Source organism: Microbacterium sp. NPDC076911 (assembly GCF_040687125.1).
Lineage (GTDB): Bacteria > Actinomycetota > Actinomycetes > Actinomycetales > Microbacteriaceae > Microbacterium.
The window spans coordinates 244,505-262,986 of sequence record NZ_JBFBMP010000005.1; the positions used below are offsets into that span (position 1 = coordinate 244,505).

The window sequence follows — 18,482 nt, forward strand, 5'->3', positions numbered from 1 at the left end:
CGTGATGGCTCGACCGATTACTCTTCTCACCGCACAATGGGCGGATCTTCCCTTCGAGGAGGTGGCCCGGCTCGCAGGCGAATGGGGCTACGACGGCCTCGAGATTGCATGCTGGGGAGACCATCTCGATCCCTCGCGCTGGGATGATGACGAGTATGTCCAGGGCAAGCTCGACATACTCAAGCGCAATGGCCTTGCTGTGCATGCGATCGCGAACCACTTGCAAGGCCAAGCTGTCTGCGACGACCCTATCGACCAGCGTCACCGCGACATTCTGTCGGACGCGGTCTGGGGCGACGGCGATCCCGAAGGCGTGCGCCAGCGCGCGGCGGAGCAGATGAAGAACACCGCGCGGCTCGCTGCAAAGCTCGGCGCCAAGATTGTCACCGGCTTCACCGGGTCAGCCATCTGGAAGTGTGTTGCTATGTTCCCGCCAGCCTCCGACGCGATGATCGACGCAGGCTACCAAGATTTTGCCGACCGCTGGAATCCGATCCTTGACGTGTTCGATGAGGTCGGTGTGCGCTTCGCTCACGAGGTGCACCCATCCGAGATCGCATACGACTACTGGACGACGGTTCGTGCTCTTGAGGCGATCGGCCACCGCGATGCCTTCGGTCTCAACTGGGATCCGTCGCACATGGTCTGGCAGCAGATCGATCCCGTCGCATTCTTGTGGGACTTCCGCGACAAGATCATTCACGTGCACTGCAAAGACACCAAAGTGCGCCTGACCAACGGTCGTAACGGACGCCTCTCGTCGCACTTGCCGTGGGCGGACCCGCGGCGCGGGTGGGATTTCATCTCGACGGGCCATGGCGACGTGCCGTGGGAGGACTCGTTCCGCATGCTGAACGCGATCGGCTATGAGGGACCTCTCTCGGTGGAGTGGGAAGACGCAGGTATGGATCGTCTCGTGGGTGCTCCGGAGGCATTGACGTTCATGCGTCGTCTTTCGACCTATGTTCCTTCGGATGCTGCGTTCGACGCAGCATTCTCGCAGTCCTGACTTCGAGGCGCCAATAGTGGCTGAACGTGATGCGGTGCCGAAGGGAGACTCCGCTACCCACGGCACCGCATCACGCACGATGGTCGACGAGATTCGTCGACAGAACCTGCGACAAGTGCTCATCCTCGCGCATCGCTCGGGGCCGCTCTCGCGCGCGGAACTGACCCGAGCCACTGGCCTGAATCGTTCCACGATCGGTGGGCTGGTCGTGGAACTGCAAGAGCGCGGTCTGGTCCACGCGCACGCTGCCACGCCAACTCGAAAGGTAGGGCGTCCCAGCGCAACGGTGTCTGCGTCGACGCAGACTGTTGCGATCGCTGTCAATCCCGAAGTGGATGCGATCGATGTCGCACTTGTATCGCTCGGGGGCAGCGTTGTACACAGGGTTCGCTATGCCAACGATCATGTTCCGACACCCGCTGAATTCGTCAACATCGTCAGCGCGATCATAGAAGGAATGCGCCCGGATCGGCTGGGGCTGCGTTCGGTGGGAGTGGGCCTGGCGATTCCGGGCCTCGTGCGCGAGGCGGACGGGCGAGTTCTGTTGGCACCGCACCTCGACTGGCGCGACGTATCGGTGGCGACCATGCTCGCGGACAAGATCGGGTTGCCCGTGGTTGGGGCCAACGATGCGAACTGCGGCATCCTCGCCGAAGTCGCGTTCGGCGCAGCGAGCGGCACCGGAGTTATCGTCTATCTCAATGGCGGTGCGAGCGGTATCGGTGGCGGCATCGTCCTCGAAGGACAACTGATTCGTGGCAGTGGCGGTCACGCGGGCGAGTTCGGGCACACGCTTGTGAACTCGGCAGGTTCGAGCTGCCATTGCGGCGCGATTGGGTGTCTTGAAACCGAGGTTCGGCTGGATCGCTTCCTAGCGGCAGCGGGTCGTAGACCCGCGACGACCGACGAGCTCAACGCACTGGTGGCTGATGCCTGGCGTGACTCACGCTCGTCGTCGGGGCGCGAGCTGCGCCGTCAGTTGCCGTATCTTGCGACGGCGTTCCGGACCATCATCAACACTCTGAATCCGCTTCAGCTGGTGCTTGGAGGGTACCTGGCGGCAATTCTCGTTGCGGTGGGAGAGCAAGCGCTCACCGAGCAGATTGGTCCCTCCCTGCCCGGTGGACGAGAAGACATCCAACTCTCGGCCACCCATCTCGGCGACGAGTTGTTGCTCATCGGTGCTGCTGAACTCGTGTTCGCTCCGCTATTGGATGATCCTGCAAGCCAGCGCCGCGTGTCAGCATCTTTGCCGGTCGAAAACTAGACCGTCCCGAAGGTTAGCCAGCTGGGGCCATTGCGGCAGGGTCGGACAACAGCGGCGCGAAGGCAGCTTCGGCTGCGCCGATCAGTAATCGGTCCTCGCCAAGGGCAGCCACTCTGAGTTCAAAATCGTCGCCGATCTCATTCATCGCATGTGTGCGCACCATGGTGGCAAGGCCCTCGGTATCTGTCGAGGCAAGTGTGGCGAGAAAACCACCTAGCACCACGACTTCAGGGTCCAAAACGTTCACTGCGTTCGCCAACGCGGTCGCCAGGATGCGTCGCTGTCGCGCGATCTCGTGACCGGCGGCTTCGCCTAATGCATGAGTCAATACGTGCGCGAGAGTCGGTTCGTCAGCGCTACTGAGACCCGCTACGTGCAACAGCCTGGCGCGACTGACCTCGTCCTCCAGCACGCCCTTCGCCACCTGACGATCACCGTCAGCCAGAATCCCCGGGCGGTTCTGCCCAAACTCACCAGCGTATCCGCTGGCCCCTCGCACCGGCTGGCCGTGCACGACGATTCCGCCGCCGATTCCACTCGCGCCGCCGTTGAGGTAGACGACGTGGGCGATTCCCTTCGCCGCGCCGAATACATGTTCGGCGACGAGGCCGAGTGTCGCGTCATTGTCCACAATCGTTGGCAGTTGCGTGAGAGCGCTCACCATGTCGCGCAATGGAACATCACGCCAGCCAAGGTGTGGGGCGTTTCTCACCAACCCATCGCGAGTGCGCACGAGTCCAGGGACCGCGATGCCGATACCGAGGAGGTGCGCTTCTGCGAGCGGCCCCTCCTTCCATCGCTCGATCTGCTCTTTAATCATCTGAGCTGTGGCGGCGGGCGAGGGCGCTCCTGTGACTTCGATGCGCTCACGCAGCGCCACGATGCCGTTGAGAGAGACGGCACCAAAAGTCACGGCGTCGATTTCTGGATTGACGGCGATCGCCATCCAGTTTTCGCGCGGTCTAACCATCAGCGAGGGGCGGCCTACTCGGTGCGTGCCCACGGGCGCTTGTTCTTCGACGATACCTCGTCGACTCAGTTCGCCCACCAGGTCAGCGATAGTGGACCGGTTCAGGCCGGTCGCCTCGGTCAGTCGCGACCGGGATGTTGGCCCTTCGCGATGCAGCAACCGTAGTAGATGTGCCAGATTCTGGCGGCGTACTTCTTCGCCGTTCAGCCCTATCTCCCCCATCTGCTCACAGTAGACGAATCAGCTGTGGAATTTGTCTTTTGAGTCGCCAATTTGCGGGTAGTGCGATAGGTTGTATCGAACAACTTATTGCGTTCAACGAGGAGCAACCATGAATCAACCCACTCGCGCCGACAGGTTTTCCTTCGGTCTCTGGACTGTCGGCTACAACGGCACCGACCCCTTCGGCGGACCGACGCGGCCACCGCTCGATGTCGTACACGCCGTCGAGAAGCTGTCTGAATTGGGCGCCTATGGGTTGACCTTTCACGATGACGACCTCTTCGCATTCGGGTCAACCGACGCTGAGCGGCAGAAGCAGATCGATCGGCTCAAAGGCGCGCTCTCAGACACCGGGCTTGTCGTTCCGATGGTTACCACCAACCTTTTCTCCGCACCGGTGTTCAAAGACGGTGGGTTCACGTCGAACGACCGTGATGTGCGTCGGTTCGCGCTTCGCAAGGTGCTTCGCCAGCTCGACCTTGGCGCTGAGCTGGGCGCCAAGACCTTCGTCATGTGGGGCGGCCGTGAAGGTGCTGAGTACGACTCAGCGAAAGACGTTCGTCAGGCGCTTGAGCGCTACCGCGAAGCGGTCAACTTCCTCGGCGACTACGTCACTGAAAAGGGCTACGACATCCGCTTCGCAATCGAGCCCAAGCCCAACGAGCCGCGCGGCGATATCCTGCTGCCCACACTGGGGCACGCGCTCGCGTTCATCGACTCGCTCGAGCGCCCCGAGCTAGTCGGACTCAACCCCGAGGTGGGTCACGAGCAGATGGCAGGGCTCAACTTTGCTGCTGGTATCGCTCAGGCGCTCTACCACGGCAAGCTCTTCCATATTGATCTCAACGGTCAGCGTGGCATCAAGTATGACCAAGACCTCGTCTTCGGTCACGGAGATCTGTACAACGCCTTCGCGCTGGTGGACTTGCTCGAGCACGGCGGCCCCGATGGTGGACCCGCATATGACGGCCCCCGACACTTCGACTACAAGCCCAGCCGCACTGAAGACGAGAAGGGTGTGTGGGAATCAGCTGCCGCGAACATGCGCATGTACCTTCTGCTCAAGGAGCGGGCTGATGCCTTCCGTGCCGACCCTGAAGTTCAGGAAGCGCTTGAAGCCGCCAAGGTTTACGAACTGTCGACTCCGACCCTTGGTGAGGGTGAGACCTACGACGACTTCGTGGCAGACCGCTCAGCGTACGAAGACTTCGACGCTGACGCCTACGTAGGTGGCAAAGGCTTCGGCTTCGTGCGTTTGCAGCAGCTTGCGGCTGAGCACTTGCTCGGCGCTCGCTAGGAACGGCAACCCCGCAAGAAGGAGTGAGCTTTGGCGCTCGTAATGGGAGTCGACTCGTCGACACAGTCGTGCAAGGTGCTGGTCACCGATGCCACCACGGGAGCGATCGTGCGTCAGGGGCGCGCTGCGCACCCTGACGGCACCGAGGTCGACCCTGCGGCGTGGTGGCAAGCGCTGCAGGCCGCGCTCTCAGATGCGGGTGGGCTAGACGACATCGTGGCGTGGTCGGTCGGTGGTCAGCAACACGGCATGGTCGTGCTCGATGAGGACGGACGCGTCATTCGTCACGCGTTGCTGTGGAATGACACCCGATCGGCCAATGCGGCGAATGATCTGATCGCCGAGTTCGGTGCCGCTGCGCTCGCGGACCGCACGGGGCTGGTGCCGGTCGCCTCGTTCACGATTACAAAGCTTCGCTGGTTGCGCGATCACGAGCCGGAGAATGCCGCTCGGGTGGCCGCAGTGGCATTGCCGCATGACTGGCTCACCTGGCGCCTTCGGGGCTACGGTCCGACGGGCGATTCGGCGCTGGGGCCGGTGCTCGAAGAGCTCATCACCGATCGCTCTGACGCCTCGGGAACCGGCTACTGGAATCCGACCACGGGCGGATACGACCGTGAATTGCTCGCGGCGGCGCTCGGGCATGACGCGGCGCTTCCGCGGGTGCTTGGCCCACAGGATTTCGTGTTGGATGCTGACGGTCGTCGTGTTGCCCCCGGAGCGGGCGACAACGCCGGAGCCGCGCTCGGCTTGGGTGCCAACGTGGGTGATGTCGTTGTCTCGATCGGCACCAGTGGCACCGTCTTCGCGGTAAGCGAGCGGCGCACGGTCGATCCCACTGGCGCCGTCGCAGGCTTCGCTGATTGCACTGGGCACTTCCTGCCGCTGGTAGCGACGCTGAACGCTGCGCGAGTGCTCGACGCGATCGGCCGGCTGCTCGGCGTTGACCACGCCGAGCTCAGCCGTCTCGCGCTGACTGCCGAACCGGGTGCCGATGGGCTGACACTCGTGCCCTACTTCGAAGGGGAACGCACACCGAACCTTCCCGACGCGACCGCGCAACTCTCGGGCATGACGCTCGCATCGACCACCCGCGAAAACCTCGCGCGCGCCGCAGTGGAGGGCATGCTGTCAGGGCTCGCAGGTGGCATGAACGCCCTGCGCGCGCTCGGTGTGCCCCTCGAGCGCGCGCTTCTTGTCGGTGGCGGTGCACAGTCTGAGGCGGTACGTCAGATCGCTCCGCTCGTGCTGGGACTCACGGTGGAAGTGCCTGAGCCCGGCGAGTACGTGGCGCTTGGTGCTGCACGTCAAGCGGCAAATGTGCTCGCAGCGCGTTAGCCGCCACGCCCACGAAAACGACCTCTCTCGGAGAGACAATAGGGCTATGTCACCCGACCGCCGCAGCGACCTCGATGATGTCGCTGCGGAACTCTATGCACTGCGGCCAGACCAGTTCACGGCCCAGCGAAACGCGCGCGCGCAGACAGCTCCGCCAGCGCTTGCGCGCGCGATCAGGGGGCTCCGAAAGCCTTCGGTGGCCGCATGGGCCGTCAACCTGCTCGTTCGCGACGGCCAGCTTGATCAGGTATTGACGCTCGCCGTTGCGCTTCGAGAAGCCCAGGATGACCTGGACGCCGCCGAGCTGGCGTCGCTCGCTCCGCAGCGCCGCACGCTGGTGGCGACCCTGGCTCGCAGCGCGGCCGATCTGGCCGCGCAACAAGGAGTCGCGGTGAGCCCGGGCGCTTTGGCCGACATCGAAAAGACGATCAACGCCGCTGTCGTCGATGCCGCGGCCACCGATGCCGTGCGCACAGCGCGATTGGTGAAGGCTCTCGAAGCAGACGGATTCGGCGCATCGGCCGACTCCGTAGGCGGCTCACTCCCCGGCAATCACCCTCCGGTGCCATCTGCCGTCGACGACCTCGCTGAGCGACGCGCACGCAAAGCCGCCGAGAAGGCATCTCGAGACGCCGATCGTCTCGCGAACGAAGCCTCACGCACGCTCGGTCAGATTGATGCGCGCCGCGCAAAGGTGCAGCAGCGCGCCGCGCATGTTCACGAGCGGATGGACGACCTGCGCGAAGATCTCGCAAAGCTGGAAGCAGAAGCAGCCGGAATCGCCTCGACGCTCGATGCGCTCGAGCACGAGTACGCGGCGGCAGCCGAGAGCAGCCGTACGTTGAAGCGCAACGCGGAGCGGGCTCACGCATCAGCGGACAACCTTTAGCTTTCACAGCGCTCTCGTAAGGGCGTTGCCTACCGTTGCATCATGCCGACATCCTTCACGTTGCCGCAGACTCCATCTGAAGCAGACGAGATAACAGTCTCGCCCGCTGCGCTGCGAAGCCTGCGCGACGACCTGCAACGCTTCTTGCTCGAGTACCGCTTTGGAATGCAAGAGATTGAGACGAAGATCAGCATTCTGCGCGATGAGTTTCAACTGATGCACGATTACAACCCGATTGAGCACGTTTCGAGCCGGGTGAAGTCTGCCGACAGTTTGGTGGAGAAAGTGGCCCGCAAGGGCATCGAAGCTGACTTCGAGAGCATCCGTGAGCACGTCCATGACGTGGCAGGGGTACGGATCACATGCGCGTTCGTGGCCGACGTGTACCGGCTGTTCAATCTATTGACAGCGCAGGACGACCTCCGATTGCTCTCGGTGAAGGACTATATTGCGGCGCCCAAGCCGAACGGCTACAAAAGCCTGCACGCGATCATCGAGGTGCCCGTGTTCTTGTCAACGGGGCGCATTGAGGTTCCGGTCGAAGTGCAGTTTCGAACGATCGCGATGGACTTCTGGGCGAGTCTTGAGCACAAAATCTATTACAAATACGACAGCAACGTGCCCCAGGATCTTCTCGACAGTCTGCGCGACGCCGCCACCACTGCCGCTGAACTCGATGAGCGCATGGAGGGGCTTCACCACGAGATTCGAGGCGGCGGGATGCCGGCAACGGCCGAGGCGTCGCCGCCAGTGACTGCTGCGCTTCAGACGACGACCCGCACGATCAGCATCTAGACAACGGCCCGTGCGCAGGCGCGGCGCGAACTCACCGGTACGCTGAACGGCGTGGATGACGTCGATACCTCGTTTATGGTTGTAACTTTTCTCGCGGTCATGGCGCCACTGATGGCACGCGGCCTGGGGCGTTGGGTGCGCATTCCACTCGTGGTTTTCGAACTGTTGCTCGGCATTCTGATGGGACCGAGCCTGTTGGGGTGGATTCAGGAATCCGAGCTGATCTCGGCGCTGAGCAATTTCGGTCTCGCCATGCTCTTCTTTGTTGCGGGCACCGAAATACAGGCGAGCACTCTACGCGGCAGAACAGGCCGAATGGCGTGGCTCGGCTGGATCATCAGTCTCGCCGCGGGGTTCGGCCTGGGGTGGATTCTGATGCCGGGCGAGGGTGCGATGATCGTCGCGATCGCGCTGTCGACCACCGCGCTGGGCACCCTCTTGCCGATTCTGCGCGATGCTGGCGAGCTGAAGACGCCGTTTGGCATGGCAGCGAGCGCACTTGGCACGGTCGGCGAGTTCGGCCCACTGATCGCGATATCGATCTTTCTCGGTGGCCGGGAACCGGGGATTTCGACCGTAGTTCTGCTGGGCTTCGCTGTCATCGCCGCACTTGCCGTCTGGTGGGCGATGAGGGTGCCGCAGGGGAGGCTGCACGAATTCGTGAGCTCGTCGCTGCACACCTCCGGCCAGTTCGCTGTCAGGACGGTGCTGTTGATCCTCAGCGCCATGGTGGCACTGAGCATCACGCTAGACATCGACATGCTTCTCGGAGCCTTCACCGCGGGCGTGCTGTGGCGCCTCATCATGCGGGAAGCGAGTGAATCAGACCGCCATGCAGTCGAGAGCAAGATCGAAGGACTCGCCTTCGGCTTTCTGGTGCCCATCTTCTTCATCTACACAGGGGTCACGTTCGATCTGGAAGCGTTGATCGAAGACCCCACACTTGCGTTGCTTGTTCCGGTCGCGCTGGTATTGCTGTTCGCCATCCGTGGCCTGCCGTCAATGCTGGTGGCGCCGAAGGGAGCCAAGCTCCCCGAACGACTCTCGATCGCTCTGATGGGGGCGACAGGACTGCCCATCATCGTCGCTGTCACAGCCATCGGCGTCGATGCCGAAATCTTGTCGAGCGGCGCAGCGTCGGTACTGGTCGGCGCAGGCATGCTCTCCGTGCTGCTGTTCCCCCTTGTCGCCATGACGGTTCACGGCGATCGAGTGTCGCGCGACGCCGAGGCTCTCGTTGAGAACGAAGCCTGAGAGCAGACGCGGCGGTGAGTGCTCCACCTGATGACCTGCTCACAGCTGCGCGCCGCGCTCTGATCGACGTGCCGAGAGAAGCTCTCGGAGAGTTGGTCGTGCCACGGCGCATTCTGGGGATCGCACGGGCTCCCAAAGTTGTGCCACGCACAACCGCGTGGCACCTGGGGGTGCTGCTTCTGACAGACGATGCATTGCTCGCTACCGGCGAGATTGTTCGCTCGCGACACGACGCACCCCGCGGCTACACCGCGGAGTCTCAGCGGCAGCGCTCACAGCTCGCTGCAGCCGCGTACCGCGGTGGATTCAGCGAGGGCACTCCGGTGCACCTTGGGTGGAGCCCGCTTACGCTCAGCGCGCTCACGGCTGAATCAGCATCCTCTGTTCTTGCGCAGGTCGACGGTGTCATCAGCGTGCGGTGGAACCCTCGTGGCGGTTGGATGCCGCTGAGCAAATACCTCGATGAACGGATCGATTTGCTCATGAATCCGCCTGGGGGAGCGACATAGGTCGCGGATGCCACGGTTCGCTCAACGTGTCAAGCAGGTGGCGCACCGCCAGTGGCATTTGTACGGTGTAGTCATGGACAGTTCGGCGAAAGACCCTGTGGCAAAAGACCTTGTGCGGCAGATTTCGGTTATCAGCGCTGCCGTTTTCATGATCATCGCAGCCATGGTGGGCGTGGGTGTATTCGGGGGCACGCCGGTACAAGAGCTGCAAGACGGTGCGCTCGCCGCCGATGCCACCTATCTGGCTCCTGCAAGCTCAGCCTTCTCGATCTGGACAGCTGTCTACGTTGGCCTGTTCGCCTACACGCTCTGGCAGGCGCTACCCTCGCAGCGAGCGAATGAGCGCCAGCGTGTTCTCGGATGGTGGGTCGCGCTCACCATGGTGCTCAACGGGGTGTGGCTGGTGCTCGCTCAGTTCACCACGCTTGTGCTCACGGTGATCGGGATCGCCGTGCTGCTGGCCGCGCTTTCAGTGACGTTTCGACGGGCCGTCGTCTTGTCACCTTCGACGGGCTGGGTGGATCGCATTCTGATTGACGGCGTGACCGGATTGCACCTCGGGTGGGTCACGCTTGCAACAGTCGCCAACCTCACCGCGTGGCTGACGGTGAATCTTCCAGCAAGCTGGGAAGAGCACGCAGCGGTGTGGGGGATGACCGTCCTCGCCGTCGTCGCGGTGATCGGAGTGGCAATCTCATGGGCGTCGAAGCGCCTTGCCCCTTCGCTCGCGCTTGCCTGGGGGCTTTCATGGCTTGCGGTGGCCCGAATCACCGATCAGCCTGAGAGCCTCGCGATCGGTTACACCGCCGTGGTTGTTGCCGCGGTGATTCTCATCGCGGGGGTTGCTTTCACTGTTCGAGGTCTGCGTGAGCCGCGCTCGGTCCAAACCGCTTAGCGAAGGTTCGTAGCAGGCGCACCGGCTCGGTGACGGATGCTGACAGCACGCGCGTTGCGATCTCGTCGAAGGCATTGGCGTCGAAGTAGCCATCGTCGCGGTATACGGCCATGCGTTCAGTGAATGCCTTTGACGTCGGCTCAGGGTGAAACTGTGTGGTGTAGAGGCGGTCGCCGACGCGGTAGGCCTGTGCGGGGCATGCTTCGTTCTGTGCCAACAGAACTGCGCCGCGCGGAGCCGCCGATGTGCCTTCTTTGTGCGCGGTGAGGGCGGTGAAGCGGTTTGCGAGCCCACCAAACAACGGGTCGGCTCGTCCGTCTGGAGTCAACTCAATGGAGACAGGTCCGGTGTCTTCAGGAAAGGCGCGAGTGACTTCGCCGCCCAGCATGCGGGTGACAACACCGATGCCATAGCAGGTGAACAATGCGGCAGCGCCATCACCCGCGGCTGTATGTGCGGCGAGGTGTTCGAGGTCTTTCTCGAGCCGCAACTGAACTTCGGTCTTTGTCGGCTCAGGATCGGCCACATTGAAGGGGCTGCCGCCCACAACAAAGCCGCTATAGCGATCGAAGATGTCGTGCGAGAACGGTGTGCGAACAAGGTCGTGCTGGTGCAGAAGCGACGCGTCTAACTGCATCGCGCTTCGGAAAGACTCGTACTCGGCGGCAGCGGCACCCTGCTGGGGCCGAACACACACATACAGCAGCGGCGCGGACGTCATTGTTGCAGTCTAAAACGTCGATACACGATTCGTTTCCCCACTGTGTATCACGCTGCCTCTTCCATGCTCTTGCAAGGTGTGGACACAATGGGGCCTATGACTCATCACAGTGCCGACGTGCCCGTCGAGTCAACTGAGCCAGCGCGCTGGGAGCGTGCGGCTGCCCTTTTCTTGCGATGGCGCGGCGGCGACAGCCGGGCGATGGACGAATTGGTGCGGCTGATGACCCCAACCCTCTGGCATGTGGTGCGCGCCTACGGTCTTGATTTCTCCCTTGCTCAAGACGTCGTGCAGACCACGTGGATGACGCTGGTGCGCAGACACGAGTCGATTGCGGATCCGCAGGCGGTTTCGGGCTGGTTGACCATGTGCGCGCGGCGCGAGGCGTGGCGCGTTGGCAAGCAACACCGCCAGGCAGATGCGACCGATACCGATGTATTGGAATCACGTCTTCCTGCTCAAGAATCGGCAGAACAGGCGGCTGTGACCACAGACGAATCTCGCAGGTTGTGGGCTGCCGTAACGACACTCAATGAGCGCTGTCAACGATTGCTGCGAGTGGTGGCGTTCGAAGAACGACCCGACTATGCCCGCATCGCCGACGACCTATCAATGCCGGTGGGCTCAATAGGCCCCACCCGCCAACGCTGTCTTGGCAAACTCCGCGCCTTACTCGAAGGCGCTGGATGGAAAGGAGACCATGATGGCACCTGAAGACTCAGGGGCGGATGCTGCCCTTTTCGCGCGACTGCGCGTGTTGTGGGCCGAACATGATCCCGTGCCAGCCGAGCTGATTGACCGCATGGTCGCTGCTGTGGCGTCGTCGGATCTCTCGCGCGAGTACGCGATGTTGACTCTCGTTGAAGGATCACTCGCAGCTGTTCGAGGCGATACCGACACGGCGACGCTGCAATTCAGCGACGGCGTTACCAGTGTGCTCGTGCACGTCAGCACAACCGAGTCCGGTGGGCGCCGCGTTGACGGGTGGGTGGATGGCACGGTGGCAGCGATCCTGTTGATGCAGGGTGATCGTGAGTGGCGTGTCGACCCGAGCGATCAGGGTCGGTTCGCCTTCGGCGAAGTACCCGCAGGGATCTCTCATCTTCGCCTGGTGGTAGAGGATAACGGCGAACAGACTCACGAGTACCACACACCGCAATTCGAAGTGTGACCCAAGGAGGGCACGATGGCGCGAGCAATGGACCGAGACGACGCTGAGAGCAACAACGCTGACGGCGAGGCCGAATCAAGTTGGCAGCGTCGCGAGGAAGCGATCAAACCGCTGGGCGTGGTGTTGAATCCCGCAGCTGGTTCTCTTGAAAAAGAGGTCTTCCCGACGGTCTATGTGCCTGACCGAATCTTGGTCGCGGCGGGACGTGACCCACACGAGGTAGCAAAATTGCTCGGGGCAGCGCTCGGAGACGCCGGGGTGGAACTTGTGCCTCAACTCACCGGCCCGCGGTTCGAGCGCACCGCGCGCAGGCGTTCTGGCACGCAACAGCCCGCAGTCACTCGCTTGGCCATCGTGGCGAGTGGTGACGCCAAGGCTCCTGACGCATGGGCGGTGTTGCGTGCGGCGGCAGACGAAGGTGTCGACCTTGAGGGCGTAAGCCTCGATCATCTGCTCACCGTCGGCCCCATCGGAATGAATCCGTTCACGTCTACGAACCCGTTCACGTCGACGAACCCCTTCACCTCGACGAACCCATTTACGTCTACGAATCCGTTCACCTCAACGAACCCCTTCACCTCGACCAACCCCGCGAGCACCGGGCTCGGCAGCTACTCTCTTCCGGGCTACGGCGGGCGCCAGCCGGTCGCATGGGTAGGTCAACGCCCTGCTCGCACTCGTAGCCGAAAGGTCGATCGCCCGACCGTCATGGTGCTCGACACGGGCTGCGGCGAGCACGAGTGGTTCGACGGCGGCGTGGTTGAACGTCGAGTTGAGGTGGATGGAGTCGCGATCGGACGGACCGATGTCGCAGACGACCCGGAAGTGAACGCAGACCTTCTCGGTCCACTCGATGGGCAGATCGATCCCATCTCAGGGCACGGCACGTTTATTGCGGGCATCGTATTGCAGGCGTGTCCCGAAGCGACCATCCTCACGCCGCGTATTGCCGACAGTCTCGGCCGCGTGATTGAGTCCGACCTCATCGACGCGCTCGATCAGGTGGCTGAGCTGACGTTGCGCGACGCTCAGGGCATTAGCGACGGGCTGCGCATCGACGTGCTCAGCTTGTCGTTGGGGTATTACCACGAGACCCCCGCCGACGTGCTGTTCAGTGACGGATTGCGCGCGATTCTGCTGGAGATCAATGCGGCCGGGTGTGCTGTTGTCTGTAGCGCCGGCAACGATGCGACCGATCGCCCGATGTTCCCAGCAGCGTTCCCCGGTGAAACGGAACTCGCGCCGCTCGTTTCGGTGGGTGCGTGCAACCCCAACAAGCGCACCGTTGCACTCTTCAGCAACACTGCGCCGTGGGTAGACCTCTACGCGCGCGGCGCCGCGGTCATCTCAACCTTCCCCGCCTTCGACGGCGGCGCACAGGCGGTGACTCGCAAAGATGCACACGGCAGGGAGCGCGAGTGCATCGATCCCGACGACTTCACCGGTGGTTTCGCCGTGTGGAGCGGTACATCCTTCGCCGCCCCGTTAGTGGCGGGAACCTTGGCGGCGCGCCTGGACCCCGCCATGCGCGATTCTGACTGGTCGAACGATCCTGCAGACCGTGCCGCGTACGCCGTCAAGAACATCGAAGCGATAGCGATCGGCAAGCCCTTGTAGATTCAACTCCATGGGTCTGAGCGCAACTGAGCTCTACGCACGCGGCGTTGAACACGGCAACGCGGGGCGCAACGCTGCCGCACGTCGTGACTTGCTCCTCGCGCGGGCACGCACGAGTGACCCAGACCTGCGCGCACGGGCTGCGGGCACTCTCGCCTACATTGCCTCTCGCACCGGCGATCCGGCCGCCGCCGAAGTGCTCTGCCGTGAGGCGATGGCGGATCGAGGTGTGGGCGAGGAAACGCAGGCTATTCTCTATGGGCAACTCGGTGTTCTTGCGCTGATGCGCGGCGAGAACGCTGCCGCTCGCGCTCTGCTCACCACGGCGCTGGCGGGAATGCCAGCGCAGAACGCTGAAGATCATGCGCGCGTAGGGCGCATGCGCCTCAACCGAAGTGTGGCCTCGATGCTCGCGGGCGATCTGAACGCGGCGCGCGACGATCTACGACGCGCCGCGTCGATCTTCGCCGATCTCGGTGAACCGGTGGAGCGCGCAAAAGCGTTGCATAACCTCGGCTACGTAGAGCTGCTTGCGGGTGATTTGGTCGCCGCGCTCGCGCACATGGAGACAGCACGACCCACATTCGAACAGGAATCTCCCGTGGCAGCGGCTCAATCTGATTTGGACCGCGCCGAAGTGCTGCGCGATGCCGGCCTCACGACCGAGGCGGAGCAGATTCTGGCGAGGGTTGCGCGAGTGTTTGGCGCGCATCGCATGCGTCAGGCGCGCGCAGAGACCGAGCTGGGATTGGCGCGGTCTCGCCTCATGCTGGATCCTGGTGGCGCGATGAGGCTCGCCCGTGTCGCCGCCCGGCGGTTTCGTTCTTTAGGTAGCGATACATGGGCCCTGCGGGCAGAAGCGACCGAGGTGCGGGCGGCCTTGGCTCCTGGCGTCTCAGCTGCCCCGGGCGATCGCAGGACTGTGTCTCGCAGCGACGAAGCCATGGAGCGCGCGCCAGCCCTCGCGGCAGACCTTGACGGTGCAGGGCTTACCTCATCGGCGACGGCAGTCAGGCTGGCGGCAGACCTCCGCGCTGAAGACAACGCGGGTGTCGCGCCTGTCGCTCGCCGATCGATCAGGGTTCGGCGGGATGCCTCACTGGCTAACCGCCTGCTTGCCGACCAGGTGCGGGCGCGTCGAGCAGAAAACGATGGCGACTTGGCCGCAGTGCGCCGTCACGCCGCGCACGGACTCGATGAGCTGCTGCGTCGGCAATCGACGTTTGGCAGTCTCGACTTGCGCACGTCTGCGGCCGTGCATGCCAGGCCCCTCATAGTGACGGGCTTGCGTGCGGCAGTGGCCTCCGGGCGTGCAGATGTGCTCTTCGAGTGGTCTGAGCGCGCGCGGCACCTCAATCAAAGCGTCGTGCCGCTGCGTCCGCCCCCGGACGTCGAGCTTGCCGCTGACCTTGCCGAGCTACGCCAGATTCGCCAGGAAGCGTCGGGCGACAGTTGGCTCAGCAACCCGAGAGCGGAAGTACTGAGAGATCGTGTTCGCGAACGTCAATGGCGAGATATGCGCGGCACAGAAGTCGAGAGGCACACCACGCTGAGCGCGCTGCGCGCGGATCTTGACGCCGACACAGCGGTGCTCGCGTACGTATGGAGCGGTGAGGCTCTCACATGCGTCGTGGTGACCGCAGTGGGTACGCGCATCATCCATGTATCGGAATGGCCGAACGCGCGTGCGCTGATGGCAGGATTGCGAGCTGACCTCGATGTGTCGGCGACTCTGGTTCCGGGCCCGATGGCAAGCATCGTTCACCGATCACTGCATGAGAGGCTCGAGGCCCTGTCACGGGCCCTGCTTGATGCTGCGGTGCACGCAGCGGGCACACGGCGCTTGGTGATCACGGCCCCGGGCGTTCTCAGCGGTATTCCGTGGGGCATGTTGCCCGGTTTGCGCGGTCGGGCATTCACGCTCGCCACGTCAGCAACAAGTTGGCTGAATTGCAGGCGCAAGGTCATACGGCCCGGGGTTGGGTTTGTTGCCGGGCCGCGGGTGCCGCGAGCGCGTGAAGAGGTAGAGCGCTCACGTGCAGTTCGGGGCGGAGCGCACTTGCTCATGGGTGACGACGCGACGGTCGACGCCGTCACGGCGCTCGCCGCTCGAACCGGCACACTGCACGTTGCCGCCCACGGCCGCCATGCGATCGACAACCCCATGTTCTCGGGTCTCGAACTGGCCGACGGAGCACTGTTCGGCTACGACATCGACCTTATTCCCGTGGTGCCTGACCTTGTCGTGCTCTCGGCCTGCGAGGTGGGTCGTTCATCGGTGCGTTGGGGTGAGGAGGCGATCGGCATGACGCGAATCTGGTTGCACGCGGGTGCCCGGTGCGTCATCGCAACGCCCGTTATCGTCGCGGATGATGACGCGTGTGAGCTGTTGGGCTCGATGCACGAGCAGCTCGCCGCCGGGTTGCCGCCCGCGGAGGCGCTCGCCGCTGCATCCGACAAGAGTGGAATCATCGCGCCATTCCAAGCCCATGGTGCGGGTCTGTAAGGAACTTTCAAGAAAACTTCGTTTCGATGTATCAGCGCGCACATAGCGCGCTCTTGATCATCGGAACGGATGGCGACCAGACGGGCTGGGGGGTTGGAAGCCATTGCGAAGACGATTCGGGCACGCTTGGGGGCGTGGTCTTCGCAACCGGACCACGGGGGATGTCGCAGAGACCCAGGTCGGCGACATCCCCCGCTTTCCGCTACGAGCGTGACGAATGAGCCGTGCGGCCACGGACGATACCGATGAACACATCGATCGCAGGGTTGGTAGAGTCAGCGATCCATGCGATGCCGACGGGGGAGACAGGGCCGTCGCTGAGAACGCGGTAGGCGGTGTCTTTTCGGCGGTGCGCCCGCGCGATCGACATTGGAACGATGATGATTCCGACACCGGCGGCTACTATCTTGATCGCCTCTTCAGCATCGGCGGGGGCCGTGAAAGATGGAGAGACTGCACCAGGCACGGCGAGGTTCAACACATCGTCTTCCGCCACGATCACTACTTCGTCAGTGAGATCAGCGAGCATGAGCGTCTCAGCCGCAGTCAAGTGAGAATCGATGGAAGCGACGACGACGGGCTCTTCGCTGTAGAGCTCGATCACGTGAAGGCCGTCTTTGTTGATCGGCAACCGCACGATCGCAGCGTCTACTTCGCCCCTCATCAAGGCATGATGCTGTTCTGCGGCCGAGAGCTGAACGAGATCGAGTGAGGTGCGTGGCATGCGGGCATTCCAGGCATCGATCCACTTTCCCGGGGTGGCACCGGGAATCACGCCGAGGGTGAAGCGCGGCGGCATTTCGACCTCGGGTGTTGCCTCCACTGAAGACTTTTTGCCCTTCGCCGTGTGCGCCGTTCTTGCAGATGCTGACTTCGGAGCCGACTTGCCCGTTCTTCGAAGCGCAGTATCTCGCCCGCTCTTGCGCGGACGTCCGCGCGACCCGCCGCCCTTAACCATGCCGCCAAGCGTAGCCGTGGCGCTAAGGTTCGAGGATGCTCGCCATTATCGCCACACTCCTCGCGGCACTCGCCGCGCTGCTTCACGTCTACATCTTCGTCATGGAAAGTGTGCAGTGGACACAACCGCGGGTATGGAAGATCTTCGCCATTCCCTCGCAGGAAGCCGCTGAGACGACGAAACCGATGGCGTACAACCAGGGGTTCTACAACCTGTTTCTTGCCATCGGCGCGATTCTAGGACTCGCACTGTTTTGGGCGGGTGGCCCCGACACCACCGCAGATGTCGCCGGACGTACTCTTGTGCTGTTCAGCCTCGGCTCAATGGCTGCAGCCGCGATGGTGTTGATCACCACAGGATCGAAGTACCTGCGCCCTGCGCTCATTCAGGGAACGTTTCCGCTGATCGGATTCGTGCTCTTCCTCTTCGCCTAGAACTCACACTCGCCCCACTGGCCGGAATCGGTCGCCCGCGCCTGAGCTTCGGTGAGCGCGAAGAGCTCTGCGTATCGATCATTCGGCTGCACCACGAGTGAACGCGCATCGCCGGCAGCCATCAACTCATAGTTGATGAAATCGCCTGATTCCGTCCACAGGTACATGAGGGCACGGTCGTAGTGGTCGTACCATTCCTGGTCAGGGGCCGCCCAGACGATAGAACCCTCGGGCAGTAACGCGCTGAGGTGCTCCGTAGCCTCTTCTGACCAGCACTCTGGTTCGGGACGCAGTTCTGGAGTGTCGATCCCAATCAGTCGCACCGAGATGGGTGCGGCAGAGGTAATCACCTCATTCGAGTGATTTGCCCGTGCCTTGATGGTGTCGCCGTCGGTCACGTATTCGACTGTCATAGCGAAGGCATCGTCGGGCCGCTCCAGGATGCTTCCCGCCGAGGTCGATGCGCTTGACTCGTCGCTTGAATCTGCGGCGCCGAGTTCGCCTAAAGAGTCTGACAACGCGAGCAAACCCAGCGCCAGAACCATGGTGATGGCCAAGGCAAAAAGGCCCCAACGCGCGTTTCGTCGAGAACGGTTGATCACTGCGACAGGCTAGCGCCAACCTCCGACC

The 18,482-nt window shown here is 63.0% G+C and carries 18 protein-coding genes; 14 read left to right on the forward strand and 4 right to left on the reverse strand.

Going from position 1 to position 18,482, the window contains the following annotated elements; translation table 11 throughout:
* The first annotated feature begins 4 nt into the window (after positions 1-4).
* Together AB0O81_RS10045 and AB0O81_RS10050 are read left to right on the forward strand one after the other, a co-directional pair.
* Positions 5-1,009, forward strand: a complete 1,005-nt coding sequence (locus AB0O81_RS10045) for a sugar phosphate isomerase/epimerase (RefSeq protein ID WP_363583799.1) — start codon at positions 5-7, stop codon at positions 1,007-1,009.
* A gap of 16 nt (positions 1,010-1,025) precedes the next feature.
* Entirely contained in the window at positions 1,026-2,276 is a 1,251-nt protein-coding gene (locus AB0O81_RS10050) for an ROK family transcriptional regulator (RefSeq protein WP_363583801.1), read from the forward strand.
* A 13-nt stretch (positions 2,277-2,289) separates the two neighbouring features.
* On the opposite strand, the gene AB0O81_RS10055 is transcribed toward AB0O81_RS10050, so the two are convergent.
* Positions 2,290-3,468, reverse strand: coding sequence for an ROK family protein (locus AB0O81_RS10055; protein WP_363583803.1), 1,179 nt, complete (start codon positions 3,466-3,468; stop codon positions 2,290-2,292).
* 109 nt (positions 3,469-3,577) lie between these two features.
* On the opposite strand from AB0O81_RS10055, the gene xylA reads away from it, so the two are divergent.
* From xylA to AB0O81_RS10090, 7 genes are all read left to right on the forward strand, one after another.
* Positions 3,578-4,765, forward strand: a complete 1,188-nt coding sequence (gene xylA / locus AB0O81_RS10060) for a xylose isomerase (RefSeq protein WP_363583805.1) — start codon at positions 3,578-3,580, stop codon at positions 4,763-4,765.
* Between the two features lie 30 nt (positions 4,766-4,795).
* Positions 4,796-6,103 (forward strand): xylulokinase, encoded by a 1,308-nt coding sequence (gene xylB / locus AB0O81_RS10065; protein ID WP_363583807.1) that lies wholly within the window; start codon positions 4,796-4,798, stop codon positions 6,101-6,103.
* 46 nt (positions 6,104-6,149) lie between these two features.
* Positions 6,150-6,992 carry a transposase gene (locus AB0O81_RS10070; RefSeq protein WP_363583809.1) on the forward strand — a complete coding sequence of 281 codons (843 nt, stop codon included), beginning with the start codon at positions 6,150-6,152 and terminating at the stop codon, positions 6,990-6,992.
* A 42-nt stretch (positions 6,993-7,034) separates the two neighbouring features.
* A complete protein-coding gene (locus AB0O81_RS10075; protein WP_363583811.1) occupies positions 7,035-7,787 on the forward strand; it encodes a GTP pyrophosphokinase family protein in 753 nt (250 codons plus the stop codon).
* A 51-nt stretch (positions 7,788-7,838) separates the two neighbouring features.
* A complete protein-coding gene (locus AB0O81_RS10080; protein WP_363583813.1) occupies positions 7,839-9,041 on the forward strand; it encodes a cation:proton antiporter in 1,203 nt (400 codons plus the stop codon).
* A 14-nt stretch (positions 9,042-9,055) separates the two neighbouring features.
* Positions 9,056-9,550 carry a glutaminase gene (locus AB0O81_RS10085; RefSeq protein WP_363583815.1) on the forward strand — a complete coding sequence of 165 codons (495 nt, stop codon included), beginning with the start codon at positions 9,056-9,058 and terminating at the stop codon, positions 9,548-9,550.
* 73 nt (positions 9,551-9,623) lie between these two features.
* Complete coding sequence (locus AB0O81_RS10090; protein ID WP_363583817.1) at positions 9,624-10,445, forward strand: tryptophan-rich sensory protein; 822 nt, start codon at positions 9,624-9,626, stop codon at positions 10,443-10,445.
* Here the strand turns inward: AB0O81_RS10090 and AB0O81_RS10095 are convergent.
* Positions 10,399-11,166, reverse strand: a complete 768-nt coding sequence (locus tag AB0O81_RS10095) for a GMP synthase (RefSeq protein WP_363583819.1) — start codon at positions 11,164-11,166, stop codon at positions 10,399-10,401. The two genes, AB0O81_RS10090 and AB0O81_RS10095, sit on opposite strands and share 47 nt — an antisense overlap.
* 96 nt (positions 11,167-11,262) lie before the next feature.
* Here AB0O81_RS10095 and AB0O81_RS10100 point away from each other — a divergent pair, with 96 nt between their 5' ends.
* Genes AB0O81_RS10100 through AB0O81_RS10115 form a run of 4 tightly spaced genes read left to right on the forward strand, consistent with a single transcriptional unit; the run spans position 11,263 to position 16,460 of the window.
* Entirely contained in the window at positions 11,263-11,880 is a 618-nt protein-coding gene (locus AB0O81_RS10100; protein ID WP_363583821.1) for a sigma-70 family RNA polymerase sigma factor, read from the forward strand.
* Positions 11,870-12,337, forward strand: a complete 468-nt coding sequence (locus AB0O81_RS10105) for a hypothetical protein (RefSeq protein ID WP_363583823.1) — start codon at positions 11,870-11,872, stop codon at positions 12,335-12,337. The genes AB0O81_RS10100 and AB0O81_RS10105 overlap by 11 nt, the downstream gene beginning before the upstream one ends.
* A 15-nt stretch (positions 12,338-12,352) precedes the next feature.
* On the forward strand, positions 12,353-13,954 hold the full coding sequence (locus tag AB0O81_RS10110) for a S8/S53 family peptidase (protein ID WP_363583825.1): 1,602 nt from the start codon (positions 12,353-12,355) through the stop codon (positions 13,952-13,954).
* A 10-nt stretch (positions 13,955-13,964) separates the two neighbouring features.
* Positions 13,965-16,460: a CHAT domain-containing protein gene (locus tag AB0O81_RS10115; protein WP_363583827.1), complete on the forward strand. Its 2,496-nt coding sequence runs from the start codon at positions 13,965-13,967 to the stop codon at positions 16,458-16,460.
* Between the two features lie 202 nt (positions 16,461-16,662).
* Here the strand turns inward: AB0O81_RS10115 and AB0O81_RS10120 are convergent, their stop codons facing one another.
* Positions 16,663-17,418, reverse strand: a complete 756-nt coding sequence (locus AB0O81_RS10120; protein WP_363583829.1) for a LysR family substrate-binding domain-containing protein — start codon at positions 17,416-17,418, stop codon at positions 16,663-16,665.
* Positions 17,419-17,453: 35 nt separating this feature from the next.
* Here AB0O81_RS10120 and AB0O81_RS10125 point away from each other — a divergent pair, with 35 nt between their 5' ends.
* The gene (locus tag AB0O81_RS10125) at positions 17,454-17,852 is read left to right on the forward strand and encodes a DUF1304 domain-containing protein (protein ID WP_363583831.1); all 399 of its coding nucleotides are present in this window, start codon (positions 17,454-17,456) and stop codon (positions 17,850-17,852) included.
* On the opposite strand, the gene AB0O81_RS10130 is transcribed toward AB0O81_RS10125, so the two are convergent.
* Positions 17,849-18,454, reverse strand: a complete 606-nt coding sequence (locus AB0O81_RS10130) for a thermonuclease family protein (RefSeq protein ID WP_363583833.1) — start codon at positions 18,452-18,454, stop codon at positions 17,849-17,851. The genes AB0O81_RS10125 and AB0O81_RS10130 overlap by 4 nt on opposite strands.
* Positions 18,455-18,482 lie beyond the last annotated feature (28 nt).